General features: G+C 71.4%; 13 protein-coding genes. 6 read left to right on the top strand and 7 right to left on the bottom strand.

Going from position 1 to position 14,629, the window contains the following annotated elements; genetic code table 11:
* Positions 1-9 precede the first annotated feature (9 nt).
* A complete protein-coding gene (locus FGD71_RS45805) occupies positions 10-459 on the bottom strand; it encodes a hypothetical protein (RefSeq protein ID WP_119106553.1) in 450 nt (149 codons plus the stop codon).
* Positions 460-718: 259 nt separating this feature from the next.
* Here FGD71_RS45805 and FGD71_RS45800 point away from each other — a divergent pair, with 259 nt between their 5' ends.
* The 3 genes from FGD71_RS45800 (at position 719) to FGD71_RS45790 (ending at position 4,953) form a co-directional block, all read left to right on the top strand.
* Positions 719-2,104 (top strand): extracellular catalytic domain type 1 short-chain-length polyhydroxyalkanoate depolymerase, encoded by a 1,386-nt coding sequence (locus FGD71_RS45800; RefSeq protein WP_240437087.1) that lies wholly within the window; start codon positions 719-721, stop codon positions 2,102-2,104.
* A gap of 178 nt (positions 2,105-2,282) precedes the next feature.
* Positions 2,283-3,515, top strand: coding sequence for an SGNH/GDSL hydrolase family protein (locus FGD71_RS45795; protein WP_119106607.1), 1,233 nt, complete (start codon positions 2,283-2,285; stop codon positions 3,513-3,515).
* A 184-nt stretch (positions 3,516-3,699) separates the two neighbouring features.
* A complete protein-coding gene (locus FGD71_RS45790; protein ID WP_119106552.1) occupies positions 3,700-4,953 on the top strand; it encodes a cytochrome P450 family protein in 1,254 nt (417 codons plus the stop codon).
* Positions 4,954-5,389: 436 nt separating this feature from the next.
* Here the strand turns inward: FGD71_RS45790 and FGD71_RS45785 are convergent, their stop codons facing one another.
* From FGD71_RS45785 to FGD71_RS45765, 5 genes are read right to left on the bottom strand one after another with little or no spacing between them, the layout of a single operon-like run.
* A complete protein-coding gene (locus FGD71_RS45785) occupies positions 5,390-6,703 on the bottom strand; it encodes a cytochrome P450 (protein WP_119106606.1) in 1,314 nt (437 codons plus the stop codon).
* Positions 6,704-6,750: 47 nt separating this feature from the next.
* The gene (locus tag FGD71_RS45780) at positions 6,751-7,383 is read right to left on the bottom strand and encodes a GTP-binding protein (RefSeq protein WP_119106551.1); all 633 of its coding nucleotides are present in this window, start codon (positions 7,381-7,383) and stop codon (positions 6,751-6,753) included.
* A complete protein-coding gene (locus FGD71_RS45775; RefSeq protein WP_162931413.1) occupies positions 7,361-7,732 on the bottom strand; it encodes a DUF742 domain-containing protein in 372 nt (123 codons plus the stop codon). Before FGD71_RS45775 ends, FGD71_RS45780 begins: the two co-directional genes overlap by 23 nt.
* The gene (locus tag FGD71_RS45770) at positions 7,729-8,142 is read right to left on the bottom strand and encodes a roadblock/LC7 domain-containing protein (protein WP_119106549.1); all 414 of its coding nucleotides are present in this window, start codon (positions 8,140-8,142) and stop codon (positions 7,729-7,731) included. Before FGD71_RS45770 ends, FGD71_RS45775 begins: the two co-directional genes overlap by 4 nt.
* The gene (locus FGD71_RS45765; RefSeq protein WP_119106548.1) at positions 8,139-9,761 is read right to left on the bottom strand and encodes an ATP-binding protein; all 1,623 of its coding nucleotides are present in this window, start codon (positions 9,759-9,761) and stop codon (positions 8,139-8,141) included. Before FGD71_RS45765 ends, FGD71_RS45770 begins: the two co-directional genes overlap by 4 nt.
* Before the next feature lie 321 nt (positions 9,762-10,082).
* On the opposite strand from FGD71_RS45765, the gene FGD71_RS45760 reads away from it, so the two are divergent.
* A complete protein-coding gene (locus FGD71_RS45760) occupies positions 10,083-11,045 on the top strand; it encodes an AraC family transcriptional regulator (RefSeq protein WP_119106547.1) in 963 nt (320 codons plus the stop codon).
* Positions 11,046-11,154: 109 nt separating this feature from the next.
* Complete coding sequence (locus tag FGD71_RS45755) at positions 11,155-12,495, top strand: beta-ketoacyl-[acyl-carrier-protein] synthase family protein (protein WP_119106546.1); 1,341 nt, start codon at positions 11,155-11,157, stop codon at positions 12,493-12,495.
* A gap of 28 nt (positions 12,496-12,523) precedes the next feature.
* Here the strand turns inward: FGD71_RS45755 and ku are convergent, their stop codons facing one another.
* Positions 12,524-13,597, bottom strand: coding sequence for a non-homologous end joining protein Ku (gene ku, locus FGD71_RS45750; protein WP_119106545.1), 1,074 nt, complete (start codon positions 13,595-13,597; stop codon positions 12,524-12,526).
* A gap of 51 nt (positions 13,598-13,648) precedes the next feature.
* Between ku and ligD the strand changes: the two genes are divergently transcribed.
* Entirely contained in the window at positions 13,649-14,533 is an 885-nt protein-coding gene (ligD, locus tag FGD71_RS45745) for a non-homologous end-joining DNA ligase (protein ID WP_119106544.1), read from the top strand.
* Positions 14,534-14,629 lie beyond the last annotated feature (96 nt).

Below are 14,629 nucleotides of genomic sequence, written 5' to 3'. Positions count from 1 at the left end.
ACGAGGCGATTACCCGGCACCTCGGCGGACGGCCGACAGCAGGCGCCGCATGCCCACCACGTGCCCGCCCGTCCCCATGAGGAGCCGTCGGTAGATCCCGCCGGCCAGGCCGGGGAAGGCGGCCCGGCTTTCGGCGCTCAGCCGTGACCGGCCCGGACCGATGTGTTCGAGGCGGAAGATCAGGGCGTAGGACGAGAAGCGATGGCGCCCCTGGAGGACCAACTCCCGTCCCGGGACCGCGGCCGCCACCCGGAAGCCGGGGAACGTCGAGCCTTCGGCAGGCGGCCGTGGCCCGGATGCTGTGCGGTCGTCGGCTCCCACCAGTCTCGCGTAACAGGCCGCACCAGGACGTGAGAAGGACCGGTCCAGTGTCTCGCCCAGACTGCGCCAGACATCGTCGACGTCTGCCTCGATGACCGTCGCGTGCTCGTCGAGGTACGGCAACGAAGCGATCCGCATCTCAAGCCTCCCCGTGAGGCCCGATCGTAAGCGACGCCCGTCCCGTGGCACACACGTTCCAGCCACCTCGCGTGGGAGCGCTTCCATGGCGGTCGTGTCCATGCCACGATGCCCGTGGGGGCTCCCTTCCAGCGAGGGGACGCCGTGAGGATTCCGCGCACACGCCTCCCAACTCCCCTGCGGCTGGGCCTCCTCACCCAGACCAGCTCCGCCTGCTGAACGACTCCCCGCAAGAGCCGCGACCAGGAAGGGACATGGAGTGTCCTCCACCACCCCCCGCGACACCGCGAAGAGACCCTTGCGTTCGGTGCTCGTCGCGCTCTTCGGAGCGCTGGTGCCGTTACTGGCGGCCACGTTCCTCACCGCGCCCGCCGCTTCGGCCTCCACCTCGGCCCCGGCCCGTACGGAGCCCCCGACCGCAGCCCGTACCGCCGCTCCCACCACACCCCCCGCCGCGACAGCCCCCACCGCCGCTCTCACCGAGGTCACGAACTTCGGCGCCAACCCCAGCAATCTCCGCATGTACGTGTACGTGCCGGACAACGTCACCCCGAACCCGGCGGTCCTGGTGGGCGTGCACTGGTGCACGGGCTCCGGTCCCGACTTCTACAACGGCACCGAGTACGCCTCACTGGCCGACCGCTACGGGTTCATCGTCGTCTACCCGTCCGTCACCCGGAGCAGCAAGTGCTTCGACGTCTCCTCCCCCGAGGCGCTGCGCCGCGGCGGCGGCAGCGACCCGGTGGGCATCAAGTCCATGGTCGACTGGGTCACCCGCACCTATGACGCGGACACCGACCGGATCTTCGCCACCGGCGTCTCCTCCGGCGCGATGATGACCAACGTCCTGCTGGGCGACTATCCCGACGTGTTCGCGGCGGGCTCCGCCTTCTCGGGCGTGCCGTTCGGCTGCTTCGCCACCACCAACGGGTCGGAGTGGAACAGCGACTGCTCGAACGGCAACATCACACGCACGCCGCAGCAGTGGGGCGACCTGGCCCGCGCCGCCTACCCCGGCTACACCGGACCCCGGCCGCGGATGCAGATCTGGCACGGCACCGAGGACGACGTCCTGCGCTACCCCAACTTCGGGGAGCAGATCAAGCAGTGGACGAACGTGCAGGGTGTGAGCCAGACGCCCGCCCGCACCGACTCGCCCCAGGCCAACTGGACCCGCACCCGCTACGGCTCCACCGGTGACCGGGCTCCCGTCGAGGCCATCAGCCTCCAGGGCGTCGGGCACAACCTGATCGCCGGCGGCATGGCGGCCCGCGTGATCACGTTCTTCGGCCTGGACAGCACGGGCCCGGCACCCCAACCCCAGCCGGGAGCCTGCCGGGTGACGGTCACCACCCATGCCTGGAGCACCGGCCTGACCGCCTCCGTGACGATCACCAACACCGGCACGACCTCCGTCAACGCCTGGCAGCTCGGCTTCACCCTGCCCTCCGGCCAGAGCATCACCAACGGCTGGGGTGCCACGTACAGCCCCGCGAGCGGAGCCGTGACCGCCACCAACGCCGCCTACAACGGCACGATCGCCCCCAACGCGAGCGTCACCATCGGCTACCAGGCCAGTCACACGGGTACCACGGCCGCTCCCGGTGGCTTCGCTCTCAACGGCAAGGCGTGCACGGTCACCTGACCGCCGTCACCCCAGAGGATCAGAGCTCCAGAAATCCAGAGGCCAAGAGGAAGGCACCGTGCCCGTGAAGCCGTCGAGAAGAGTGCCGTACGCCGCCCATCTGATCGCGGCGGCAGCCTTCGTACTGGGCCTCGTACTCACCGTCGTCTCGACGTCATCCCCGGTGGGGGCCGAGGACATGAGCGGAGAATCCGCGTCCGGTACGTCCGGTGCGTCCGGCACATCCGGCCCCCACTGGGTGAACACCTGGACGGCGATGCCGCAGCTCACCGAGGTGCACAACATGCCGCCCCCGCCGTTCACCGGCGAGAGCGCCGTCCTGGTCGACACCACGCTGCGGCAGACCGTACGCGTCACCACCGGCGGCGGGCGCATGCGGCTGCGGTTCTCCAACGCCTTCGGGGACACCCCGCTGCCCCTCACGGCGGTGTCCGTGGCGCTCCCGCTGGACGGGCGGGCGGGAGTCAGCGCCATCGAGCCGGGCAGCTCACGCCCGGTGACCTTCGGCGGACGGGAGTCCGCGACCGTCCCGGTCGGAGCCCAACTGGTGTCCGACCCGCTGGACTTCGGCATCCGGCCGGGAACCAACCTGACCGTTACCACCTACCTGGCCGAGGGTCAGGCGTCCCTCGCGCTCACCTCGCACCCGGGCTCCCGCACCACCTCGTACCTCCAGAACGGCGACCACACGCGGGAGCGGGACCTGCCCGGGGCGACCCCCGTCGACCACTGGTACCTGCTCAGCGACGTCGAGGTGCTCTCCCGTGCCGGCACCGCGGCGGTCGCCGTCGTGGGCGACTCGCTGACCGACGGCCGCGGTTCCACCACCAACGCGAACAACCGCTGGCCCGACCAGTTCCTCGACCGGCTCCGGGCACGGCCCCGCACCGCCGACGTCGCGGTACTGAACCAGGCGGCCGGCGGCAACCGCGTCCTCAACGACGGCCTGGGCCCCAACCTCCTCGCCCGTCTGGACCGGGACGTCCTGGCCCGCAGCGGAGTCTCCTGGCTGATCGCCTTCGAGGGTGTCAACGACATCGGCACGGCCGCGGCCACCCCGGCCGCCCAGCGGCGCGTCACCGCCGACCTGATCGCCGCGTACGAGCAGATCATCGTGCGGGCGCACGCCCAGGGCATCCGCGTCTACGGAGCGACGCTGACGCCGCTGGCCGGCAACGTGCCCTACGACGACCCCGCCGGGCACCGCGAGGCGGCCCGGCAGGAGGTCAACACCTGGATCCGCACCAGCGGCAGGTTCGACGCGGTCATCGACTTCGACCGCGCGATCCGCGACCCGGCCGACCCTGAGCGCCTGCACCCCGACCTCCACACCGGCGACTGGCTGCACCTCAACCCCGCCGGCTACCGCGCCCTGGCCCTGGCCGTCCCGACCAGGCTCTTCCACTCCTGAGGATCTCGTGCCCGCGACTTGCCGGAACGCGTACGGAACTTGTCGGCATGCGCAGTGGACCTCGCGCGGTCTCGTTCGTGAACCGTACGGCCGCGTAGCGTCACTGACCGTATCGGTATCGGCGTTCGACCATGTCACTCGGCCCGCTCAGGCGTTCGCGTGGTTCGAGTATCGGGAGGCTTCCATGGCACAGCAGGGCTCCATCGTCATCGATCCGTCCGGCCGTGACATCCACGGCGAGGCGGCGCGCATACGCGCGCACGGACCGGTGACACGGGTGGAACTCCCCGACGGCGTGGAAGCGTGGGCGGTCAGCAGTACGGAACTGCTGAAGCGGCTGCTCACCGATCCCCGGGTGTCCAAGGACCCGCGGCAGCACTGGCCCGTCTGGATCGACGGGAAGATCTCCCCGGAGTGGCCGCTGTTCACCTGGGTCGCGGTGCAGAACATGTTCACGGCGTACGGCGGTGAGCACAAACGGCTGCGCACGCTCGTCGCCAAGGCGTTCACCGCACGCCGAACGGCCGCGCTCCAGCCCCGTGTCGAGGAGATCACCAAGGACCTGCTGGACGGGATCGAGAAGGCCGGCCGGCGGAGCGGGACGGTCGATCTGCGCGAGGAGTTCTGCTACCCGCTGCCGATCCGCGTGATCAGCGAGCTGTTCGGGCTGCCGGAGGAGAAGGGCGCCGAACTGCGGGCCGTCGTGGACAGCATCTTCCACACCTCGGCCACGCCGGAGGAGGTGACCGACACCTATGCCCGGATATACGCCGTCTTGAGCGAACTCGTCGCCACCAAGCGGGCGTTCCCCGGCGACGACCTGACGACCGCGCTGATCACGGCCCGTGACGACGAGGGCGACACCCGGCTCAGCGAGCAGGAGCTGCTCGACACCCTGGTGCTGATGATCAGCGCGGGCCACGAGACCACGGTCAATCTCATCGACAACGCCATCCACGCCCTGCTCACCCAGCCCGAGCAGCTCGCGCACGTACGCGCGGGCCGCGCCACGTGGGACGACGTCATCGAGGAGACACTGCGCGTCCAGGCACCGGTCGCCAGCCTGCCCCTGCGGTACGCCGTGGAAGAGCTGGACCTGGGTGAACTCGGCGGCCCGGACGGGATGGTGATCGGCAAGGGCGAGGCGATCCTCGCCGCGTACGCCGCCGCCGGGCGCGATCCCGTGAGGCACGGGGAGGACGCCGACCGTTTCGACGTCACCCGGCTCGACAAGGAGCACCTCGCCTTCGGCCACGGTGTGCACTTCTGCCTCGGTGCCCCGCTGGGCCGCCTGGAGGCCCGCATCGCACTCCCGGCACTCTTCGACCGGTTCCCCGACCTCCGACTCGCCGTGCCCGACGAGGAGTTGAGCCCGGTGGAATCCTTCATCTCCAACGGCCACCACACCCTCCCCGCCCACCTGCACCCCGGAACCTGATCACACCCCACGCCACCAGGCCCACAACCGCGCCCACCCGCAACTCGGGCGGCGGGCACCGGTGCTGGAAGCGGAGCCCACCCCCTCCGGTGCCTGCGGACACCGGAGACGGCTCAAGCCGCAGGCTGCCGGGGGGACCCAGATCACTCCCCGCGCCACCACGCCCGCAGCCGCGCCCAGCCGCCGCTCGGGCGGGAGGGCGCCGGGCGGAAGGCTCCGCCGCCCTCGGTGCCCCGCGACACCGGGGCACTCAAGCCGCAGGCCGCAGGCCGCAGGCCGCGGCGGGAACCTGATCACTCCTACGCCACCACACCCGCAACCGCGCCCACCCGCAACTCGGGCGGCAGGCAGCGGTGCCGGAAGCGGGGCCCACCCCCTCCGGTGCCGGCGGACACCGGAGACGGCTCAAGCCGCAGGCTGCCGGGGGGGACCCAGATCACTCCCCGCGCCACCACGCCCGCAGCCGCGCCCAGCCGCCGGTCGGGCGGGTGGGGGCCGGGACGGGCGCCGTCTCCGTGTTCGCGGGGGGCCGGGGCGGCTCGTGTCGCGGGCCGTGGGGGGCTTGGGCGGGCCTCGGTGCGGGGTCCGCGGTGAGCGGTGGGAACCGCACCGGCAGTGAGGCCAGCGCCCGGTGGAACGGTCCGGGTCGCCAGACGAGTTCGTCGACCGGTACCGCCAGCTCCACGTCGGGCAGCCGGTCGAGCAGCTTCTCGACCGCCACCGCCGCGATCAGCCGGGCCGGGCTCTGCGCGGGACAGTTGTGCGGGCCCGCGCTCCAGGCCAAGTGGGCGCGGTTTCCGGCGCGTTGGTCGGACGTCAGTGCCGGGTCGGTGTTGGCCGCGGCGAGGCTGACGACGAGAGGGTCTCCCGACCGCAGCAGCCTGCCTTCGTACACCACGTCCCGAACCGGGTAGTGCACGGCGTAGTTGGCCATCGGCGGGTCGGCCCACAGGACCTCGTCGAGGGCGTCCTCGACCGGCAGACTGCCGCCGCCCAGACTGCCCGCGAACCGGTCGTCGGACAGCAGCAGCCGCAGGCTGTTCGCGATCAGATTCTGCTGGGGCTCGGTGCCGGCGCCCATGAGGACGACGAGTTCGTGGATCATCTCCTCGTCGGTGAGCCCGGCCGGGTGGGCCATGAGCCACGAGGTCATGTCCTGCCCCGGTCGCGCGCGCTTGAGCGCGATCAGGTCGAGAAGGGTTTCGGTGAGTATCGCGTTCGCCTTCTCCGCGTCCACACCGTCGAAGATCCCGGACATGCCCTCGACCAGACGTTCACCGAGGTCGGGCGGGCAGCCGAAGAGACGGTTGAACACCAGCAGCGGCAGGACCTGGGCGTACTCGCCGAGGAGATCCGCCTCGCCGCGCGGAGCGATCCGGTCGATGAGCAGATCCGCGGACCGCTCGACGTATCCACGCAGCGTGTTCGGCTCGACGCGCGCCAGGCCGTCGGTGATGGCCCCGCGCAGCCGGCGGTGCTCCTCGCCGTCGGTGAACAGCGCGTTCGGCCGGTACATCATCATCGGCACGACCGGGCTGTCCATGGGCACGGTGCCGTCGGCCAGGTCCCGCCAGCGGCGGGGGTCCTTGGAGAAGGTCTCCGGACTGCGCAGGACGTGCAGGGCGGCCTCGTAGCTCGTGACGAGGGTGGCCCGGACGCCGGGGGCCAACTCGACCGGGGCGGTGGGCCCGTGCGTACGCAGCCTGCGGTAGGCGGCGGCCGGGTCGTCCGCGAAGCCGGGGCCGTACATCGGCTCGTGGAAGGGGCAGCCCTGGGGCGGGTCGGGGGCTTCGGAGGTCACACGTGCTCCAGTTCGCTGTCACTGGTGTCGCTGGTGCGGTTCAGGAGGTACTCGACGAGGGCGATCAGCGCGTGGGTGGAGGAGATCCGGTCGCGGGCGTCGCAGCGTACGAGGGGTGTTTCGGGGAGCAGGTCCAGCGCCTCGCGGATCTCGGCGAGGTCGTGCCCGGGGGCGTCGTCGAACTCGTTCAGGGCGACCGCGTACGGAAGGCCGAGCTCCTCCAGTACGCCCATGACGTCGAAGGACTGGCCCAGGCGACGCGTGTCGGCGAGGACGAGCGCGCCGAGTGCTCCGCGGGTCATGTCCTGCCACAGCTGGGTGAAGCGCTGCTGGCCGGGAGTGCCGAAGAGATAGAGCACCAGGCTGTCGTTGAGGGTGAGACGGCCGAAGTCGAGGGCGACCGTGGTGGTCGTCTTCGCCTTCGTACCCGCCAGATCGTCGACGAGCGCGCCCGCCTCCGTCATGACCTCCTCCGTACGCAGCGGCCGGATCTCGGACAGCGCGCCGACGAACGTGGTCTTGCCGACCGCGAAGTGCCCCACGACGAGGATCTTGGCGGCGGTCTGCACGCTGCTCGGGAGATGGACGTCCCCGGATGCGACGTCTTCAGAGGCGGGCGCGGAGCCCATCGAGAACCTCCTGGAGTATGCGGGCCTCGGTCGGCCGGGCGGACGGGATGGGGGCGCGGGTGACGATGTGCCCGCTGTCCATGAGGTCGGCGATCAGCACCTTGGTGACACTGACCGGCAGCGACAGATGACCGGCCACCTCGGCGACCGACAGCGCGCCGGGCCGGCACAGCTCCATCAACGCCCGCTTCTCCGGGCTCAGCCCGGTCAGCGGCAGATCGTCGGTGGCGATCAGAAGGGTGACCAGGTCGAGGGTGTTGCGGGAGGGCTCGGAGCGGCCGTCCGTGACGACGTACGGCCGCACCAGCTTGTCTCCGGAACGCCTCGGCCGCCCGCCGGACGCTGTCATGCCGGGCTGCCGGTGTCCCGCCGGGCCGGGCTGACCAGCACCTGGCCGAGCCGGTCGACCAGTTTGTGCATGCGGTACGAGACGGCCTCCATGTCCACGTGCTCGGTCGTGGACACCGCGAGGTAGGCGCCCTCTCCGGCGGCGACGAGGAAGACGTATCCCTGCGCGAACTCGATCAGGGTCTGCCGCCAGGGGGTGTTGGGGGTGCCACAGAACTCCGCCGTACTGCGGCTGATCGACTGGACACCGGAGAGTCCCGCGGCGAGCCGCTCGGCATCGTCCCTGCCGATGTCCGCCGAGTGGGCCCGCAGCATGCCGTCGGCCGAGAGCAGGATCGCGTGGCGCGCCTCAGGGACCTTCAGCACCTCATCGAGCATCCAGCCCAACTCGTTGTTCGTGGGCTCGATCATCCTCGGGTGTTCCCTTCGTCTGCGTGGGGGCTGCCGGAAAGGTCCGGTAGGTCGTCCAGGGCGGCGCGGCCGTGGCGGGTGCCCCGCGCGAACGCGCCGAGGCGGCGGGCGGTCTCCTCGGCCGTGCGCGCGGCGGAGTCGTCGAGTGGCGGGGACGCGGGCTCTTCGGCGGCGGGCCGCTGCTGAGGGGCCCGCCGACGGCGCTTGGGGAGTCCGTGGGCCGTGGTCGCGCCGACCGAGGGCTCCTCCGCCGGCGCGGGCTCCGGCGCCTCAGAGGCGGGAGCGGGAGCGGGAGCAGGCCCGGGAGCAGGCGCGGGTGCGGGTGCGGGAGCGGGCTCCTCGGTGACCGACCGCTGCTGCGGGATCCTCCGACTGCGCTTGGGCAGTCCGCCGACCGTGGTCGCGGCGTCCGAGGGCTCCTCCACCGGCGCCTGGCCGGTCGTCTCGGCGCGCGGGGACCAATCCGCGGAGGCGGCCGGCGCGGGCTCCGGCGCCTCGGACGCGGGTTCGGGCGCGGGTTCGGGCGCGGGGGTGGAGTCGGAGGCGGGGTCGGACGTACGCGCGGGGGTGCGGCGGGTCGGCGGAACGGTCACGGGCGGCAGCTCCTCCGCGGGGTCCCGGTGCGTGAGCAGGGCGGACGGCAGGAACACCACCGTGCGGACGCCGCCGTACGGGGAGCGCGTGTCCACGGAGACGCTGAACCCGTAGCGCGCGGCGAGCACGCCGATGACGGCGAAGCCGAACTGGGGCGGGTCGTCGAGCCGGGTGACGTCCACCGTGTGGCGACCCGAGAGCAGTTCGCCGGAGCGTTCCGTCGCCTGGGCGTCCATGCCGACGCCGGCGTCGTCGATCACCACGCAGGCGCCGTTGTGCACCGTGCGGACGTTGACCTCGACCTTGGTGTTGGGCTGCGAGTGGCGGGCGGCGTTGTCGAGCAGTTCGGCGACCGCGAGCACGACCGGCTCCACGGCCCGGCTCTCCACGGCGATGTCGGCCTGGCCGTGGATCTGGACGCGCCGGTAGTCGCGGATGCGGGAGGTGGCGCCGCGTACGACGTCGATCAGCGCGGAGGTGGCGCGCTGGCGGCCCGGCCAGGATCCGCACAGCACGGCGATGGCCTGGGCGCGGCGGCCGAACTGGGCGTTGGCGTGGTCGATTTCGAGGAGGTCGCGCAGCACGTCCGGGCGGTCGTGCCGTTCCTGCATCTCGGAGATGGCGACCTGCTGCTCGTTGGCCAGGGCCTGGATGGAGCGCATCGACGACTTCAGGGCGGCCTTCGCGGACTGGTCGGCGCGGGCCTGCGCGTGCTCCACCGCCGTGGAGAACCGCTCCAGGACGTGGTCGAGGCACGTCGCGAAAGCGGTGCCGGACAGCCGCGCGTCGAACAGGCCGATGCCGGGGACGGGGACGGGCTGCTGGGGCGCTTCCTCCAGCGCCGGAAGGCGGACGGCGACCAGGTGCCGTACTTCCTCGTCCCGGAGCCGCACGTCCTCCGACAGCTCGGCGTTGCGTCGGCGCAGCCGCGCGGTGATCCCGAGCTGGCGCACCAGCAGCACGGTGACGGCGAGCAGGCCTACGGCCACGCATCCGAACACCGCCTCCGGTATCAGTTCCTTCATGAAGTCCTCAAACGCGGGCGTGAGTTGGCGGAGCGCACGACGGTAGTGCGAGTGGGGGCGCGCAACTTTCGTGTGCGCGCAGGGAAGTTGCCCTCAGGCGCACCATGGGCCACAGAGGCGCGCATGCGCACCACGCATTCCCTTTACATACGCCGCGCTTCTGTTGTCATAGATGCAACCCGCGTTCGATCCTTCGACCACACAAGCGGAATGCATGCACTACGCTTACAGGGCGTAACTGCCGTTGCCGACATGCCCGTTGTCACCGGGCGAGGACTGCTTCAGCGACGGCCGGGACACTGTGTGGCGGAGGAAAGAGCAATGCCCGCGGGAAGCTACATCGTGGAGTCACAGACAACCGGTGAGGTGGATCCGCGCGAGCGGACCGACTTCTGGAGCGAGCACATCAAGTCGCTGCAGACCCAGATGGACTTCAGATACGCCACCCCCGACCCCCAGACCTTCCACGGCCGTTCGACCCGCCAGCGCACCGACACCTACCAGCTCGTCAACTGGCAGTGCGACCAGATCGAGTACAACCGCACGCCGCGGTCGGTGCGCCACGAGCCGGACCCTGACTACCGGTTCCTGCTGCCGCTCTCCGGCGAGCTGGTGCTGCGCCAGGACGACCAGGAGGCGCGGCTGACCCCGGGGACGGGCAGCCTGATGACGCTGGGGGCGCCCTTTCAGCTGCTGCACGACGCGTCGCTGCAGGGGATCATCTTCTCCATCCCCGCACGGGAGATCGACGGCCCGCTGAGCCGGAAGTCGCCGCTGGCCACCGGCCTCGACCTGACCACCGGGCTGGGGCGCGTCGTGCACACGATGCTGCGGAGCCTGTCCGACGAGCGCGACCATCTCACCGCCACCGAGTTCAACGCCGTCTCCGACCGCATCGTCGAGCTGCTGCTCATGCTCGCCGCCGGCGACGACCGCCCGGACACGACGGGGCAGCTGACGGAGGTCGAGGCGATGGTCCGCCTGCATGTGCGCGAGCACGCCGCCGATCCCGACCTGACCGGCACCTCCATGGCGCGTGCCCTCGGCTGGTCGTTGCGCCAGATCCAGCTGGCCCTCCAGCGCGTCGGCACCACCCCGCGCGAACTGATCCGCGAGGAACGCCTGCGTCTCGTCCGCGACCGCCTCCAGTGCCGGGAGTGCGACCATCTGACGATCACGGACCTCGCCCACTCCTCGGGCTTCTCCTCCGCGAGCACCCTCAGCACGGCCTTCCGCCGGCGCTTCGGGGTGAGCCCACGGGAGCTGCGGCACGGGGGGCGCTGAGAGCGGGGCCGGGGCGGCGCCAAGGCGTCAACTCCCCTCGGGGAAACTTGAGTTCGCTCGCCGCGAGCAGGACGAGCGACTCCACCCGAGCAGAGAGCAGCACCAGCCGATGCACCGTTCCCCCGACGCTCCCCTCACCCCCGCCACGGTCACCGCCGCCGAGGTCCCACCGGGCGACCCGCGCCGAAGAGCCGAGGGGCGGCGCCGTGTCGTGGTCACCGGTCTGGGCGCCATCACGCCCCTGGGCATCGGTGCCGGCGTGCTCTGGCAGGGGCTGCTCGACGGGCGCCACGGCATCCGCGAGCTCGACGGCCCGGAGTTCGCCGGGCTTCCGGTCCGTACCGGCGCGACCGTGCCCGTGGACCTCGCCGGTCTCCTGCCCCGGCCGCGGGCCCGGCGTATGAACCGGTCCGCCCAGCTCGCGCTCATCGCCGCGCGCGAGGCCTGGCAGGACGCCGGGCTCGCCGCGGAGGGCACCCGGGAGAGCGGGCTCGACCCGGACCGGGTGGGCGTCTGTGCCGGCACGATCATCGGTGGCGCTCCCGTACTGGTCGACAGCGACCGGACGCTGCGCGACAAGGGCCCGCGGGCTGTCTCGCCCCTCACCACACCGATGACGGTCCCCTCGCAGGCCGCGTCCCAGATCTCGCTCGGCCTGCACATCACCGGGGAGGCGCGCACCGTGACGAGCGCCTGCGCCTCGGGCACGGAGGCCATAGGCCAGACGATCGACCGCATACGGTACGGGCACGTCGACATCGCGCTGGCCGGGGGCGCGGAGGCGGTGGTGACGCCGGCGCTGATGGCCGCGTTCGCCTCCATGCGGGCGCTGTCCACGCTCGACATCGCGGCCGGGACACCGTCCCGGCCGTTCGCGAAGGGCCGGGACGGGTTCGTGAACGGGGAGGGCGCGGGGTTCCTCGTGCTGGAGGCCGAGGAGCATGCGCTGGCGCGCGGTGCGCGGGTCTACTGCGAGGCCGCCGGCTGGGGCCTGTCCGCCGACGCACACCACGTGGCCGCCCCCGACCCGACCGGCCACGGCATCACCACGGCCGTCCGCCGCGCCGTCGCGGACGCCGGCGCCCAGGTCGCGGACCTCGTCCATGTGAACGCGCACGCGACGGCCACCGTCGACGGCGACCTGGCCGAGGCGACCGCCCTCCACCGCGTCCTGGGCACCGCCAAGGTCCCCGTGACCGCCCTCAAGGGCCACCTCGGGCATCTCCAGGGAGCCGCGGGCGGCGTGGAGGCCGTGGCCGCGGCCCTCACCCTCCACCACCGCCTGATCCCACCCACCATCGGCTGCGACGACCCTGACGACGCGATCAGCCTCGACCTGGTCACCGACACCCCACGTCCCCTCCCGACCAACGGCGACCTGGCCCTGAGCAACTCCTTCGGCTTCGGCGGCCACAACGCGGTACTGGCGCTGCGGCTCGCCCCTGCGTGAGAGGGAGGGGTGCTGTGGAGGCGTCGGCTCAGGCGCGCTTTCGGGCCGTGGTCTTCTTGGCGGCCGTCTTCTTGGTGGCCGTCTCCTTCGCGGTGGTCTTCTTCGCGGCGGTCTTCTTGGCGGCGGTCCTGGCCGTGCTCTTGGCCGTGCTCTTGGCGGTGGTCTTGGCGGTCGTCTTCTTGGCAGCCGTCTTCCGGCCGGAGGCCGCCTTCCCCGCCGTGGACGTCGACTTCTTGCCGCTGACCTGCTTGGGAGCGGCACGGGCGCCCCGACGGGAAACGGCTTCGCCCTCGCCCTCGCCTTCGCCCTCGGAAGCCTCCTCCCCACGGGCGACGCGGGCCTCGCGGACGCTCTTCTCCAGGGCGGACATGAGGTCGATGACCTTGCCGCCGGCCCCTTCGACGGCGGGAGGAGAGGGGACCTTCTCGCCGGAGACCTTGGCGGCGATGAGCTCCTCGACGGCCTCGCGGTAGTCGTCGTGGAGGTCGTCGAGGTCGACCTCCCCGAGCGTGTCCATCAGGGCGTCCGCGAGATCGAGTTCCTTGTCGCGGACGGTGACGCTCGCGTCCGGTGCGGCGATCTCCGGGGCACGGATCTCGTCCGGCCAGAGCAGCCCGTGCATGGCGATGGCGTCCTCGACGACCCGCAGCATCCCGAGCCGCTCCCGGCCCCGGAGCGCGAACTTGGCGATGGCGACCTTCTGGCTCCGCTTCAGCGCCTCGCGCAGCAGGGTGTACGGCTTGGCGGCGGGAACGCCGTTGGCCACCAGGTAGTACGCGGTGTCCATCTGGAGGGGGTCGATGCGCTCGGCCGGGATGAACGCCACGATGTCGATCGTCTTGGCGGTCGGAATCGGCAGCGAGGCCAGATCGTCGTCGGTGATCGGAATGATGGTGCCGTCCGCCTCCTCGTACCCCTTGCCGATCTCGTCGGCCGAGATCTCGCGATCCTCCAGCTCGCACACCTTGCGGTAGCGGATGCGGCCGCCGTCCTCGTTATGGATCTGGCGGAAGGAGATCGAGTGGTTCTCGGTGGCGTTCACCAGCTTGATCGGGATGCTGACCAGGCCGAAGGAGACGGCGCCGTTCCAGATGGATCTCACGTTCGACCCCTTTCAGGTCGATTTCTCCCGATTACGTGGGATTCTCATCGTATGACGCCGATCACCGAGGTGGAGGGGCGAAAGCTCGCGCTGAGCAACCTGGAGAAGGTCCTCTACCCGGCGACCGGTTTCACCAAGGGCGAGGTGCTGCACTACTACGCGACGGTGGCGGACGCGCTGCTCGCCCACCTCCGTGATCGCCCGCTGTCCTTCCTGCGCTACCCCGACGGGCACGACGGGCAGGTCTTTTACGCCAAGAACGTGCCGCCCGGTACGCCCGACTGGGTCAGGACCACCGAGGTTCCCCGCTCGGAGGGGCCCGCGCGCATGATCCTGATCCAGGACCTCGCCTCCCTCATGTGGGCGGCGAACCTGGTCACGGAGTTCCACACGCCCCAGTGGCGCGCGGACGCCCCGGCTCTCGCCGACCGCCTGGTCTTCGACCTCGACCCCGGCGCGCCCGCCACGATCGTCGAGTGCTGCCGGGTGGCGGTGTGGCTCCGCGACCGCCTGGCCGCCGACGGCCTGGAGGCCTACGCGAAGACCTCGGGCTCCAAGGGCCTGCACCTCCTCGCCCCTGTGGAACCGACCCCGTCGAACGAGGTCACGTCCTACGCGAAGGCCCTGGCGGTGGAAGCGGAGGCGGAGTTCCCCTCCCTGGTCACCCACCGCATGGCGCGCCGCCTCCGTCCTGCGAAGGTCTTCGTCGACTTCAGCCAGAACGCCGCCCGCAAAACGACGGCAACCCCGTACACCCTCCGAGCCGCCCCCGCCCCCACGGCCTCCACCCCGATCACCTGGCCCGAGCTGACCAGATGCACCCACCCCACCGACCTGACCTTCTACGCCCACGACATAGCCCCCCGCCTGAAAGAGCACGGCGACCTACTGTCCCCCCTGTTCGACAAAAACCACGCAGCACCAGTGCCCCCTTAGGGGCGCGGGGAACTGCGCGCCCAGCCACAACCAACCCGCACCCGAAAATCAACCCCGGGGGGCCTGGGGGCACAGCCCCCAGTTCCGGGAAGGGGT

Source organism: Streptomyces sporangiiformans (assembly GCF_005768555.2).
In the GTDB taxonomy this organism is placed as follows: domain Bacteria; phylum Actinomycetota; class Actinomycetes; order Streptomycetales; family Streptomycetaceae; genus Streptomyces; species Streptomyces sporangiiformans.
The sequence above is the reverse complement of the archived record's forward strand: the minus strand, read 5'-3'. Positions and strand labels throughout refer to the sequence as shown.

Bases quoted from the DNA above. Each gene is read 5' to 3' on its own strand.
- FGD71_RS45805 (WP_119106553.1), bottom strand. From the start codon at position 459: ATGCGGATCGCTTCGTTGCCGTACCTCGACGAGCACGCGACGGTCATC.
- FGD71_RS45795 (WP_119106607.1), top strand. From the start codon at position 2,283: ATGAGCGGAGAATCCGCGTCCGGTACGTCCGGTGCGTCCGGCACATCC.
- FGD71_RS45790 (WP_119106552.1), top strand. From the start codon at position 3,700: ATGGCACAGCAGGGCTCCATCGTCATCGATCCGTCCGGCCGTGACATC.
- FGD71_RS45785 (WP_119106606.1), bottom strand. From the start codon at position 6,703: ATGTACGGCCCCGGCTTCGCGGACGACCCGGCCGCCGCCTACCGCAGG.
- FGD71_RS45780 (WP_119106551.1), bottom strand. From the start codon at position 7,383: ATGGGCTCCGCGCCCGCCTCTGAAGACGTCGCATCCGGGGACGTCCAT.
- FGD71_RS45775 (WP_162931413.1), bottom strand. From the start codon at position 7,732: ATGACAGCGTCCGGCGGGCGGCCGAGGCGTTCCGGAGACAAGCTGGTG.
- FGD71_RS45770 (WP_119106549.1), bottom strand. From the start codon at position 8,142: ATGATCGAGCCCACGAACAACGAGTTGGGCTGGATGCTCGATGAGGTG.
- FGD71_RS45765 (WP_119106548.1), bottom strand. From the start codon at position 9,761: ATGAAGGAACTGATACCGGAGGCGGTGTTCGGATGCGTGGCCGTAGGC.
- FGD71_RS45760 (WP_119106547.1), top strand. From the start codon at position 10,083: ATGCCCGCGGGAAGCTACATCGTGGAGTCACAGACAACCGGTGAGGTG.
- FGD71_RS45755 (WP_119106546.1), top strand. From the start codon at position 11,155: ATGCACCGTTCCCCCGACGCTCCCCTCACCCCCGCCACGGTCACCGCC.
- ligD (WP_119106544.1), top strand. From the start codon at position 13,649: ATGACGCCGATCACCGAGGTGGAGGGGCGAAAGCTCGCGCTGAGCAAC.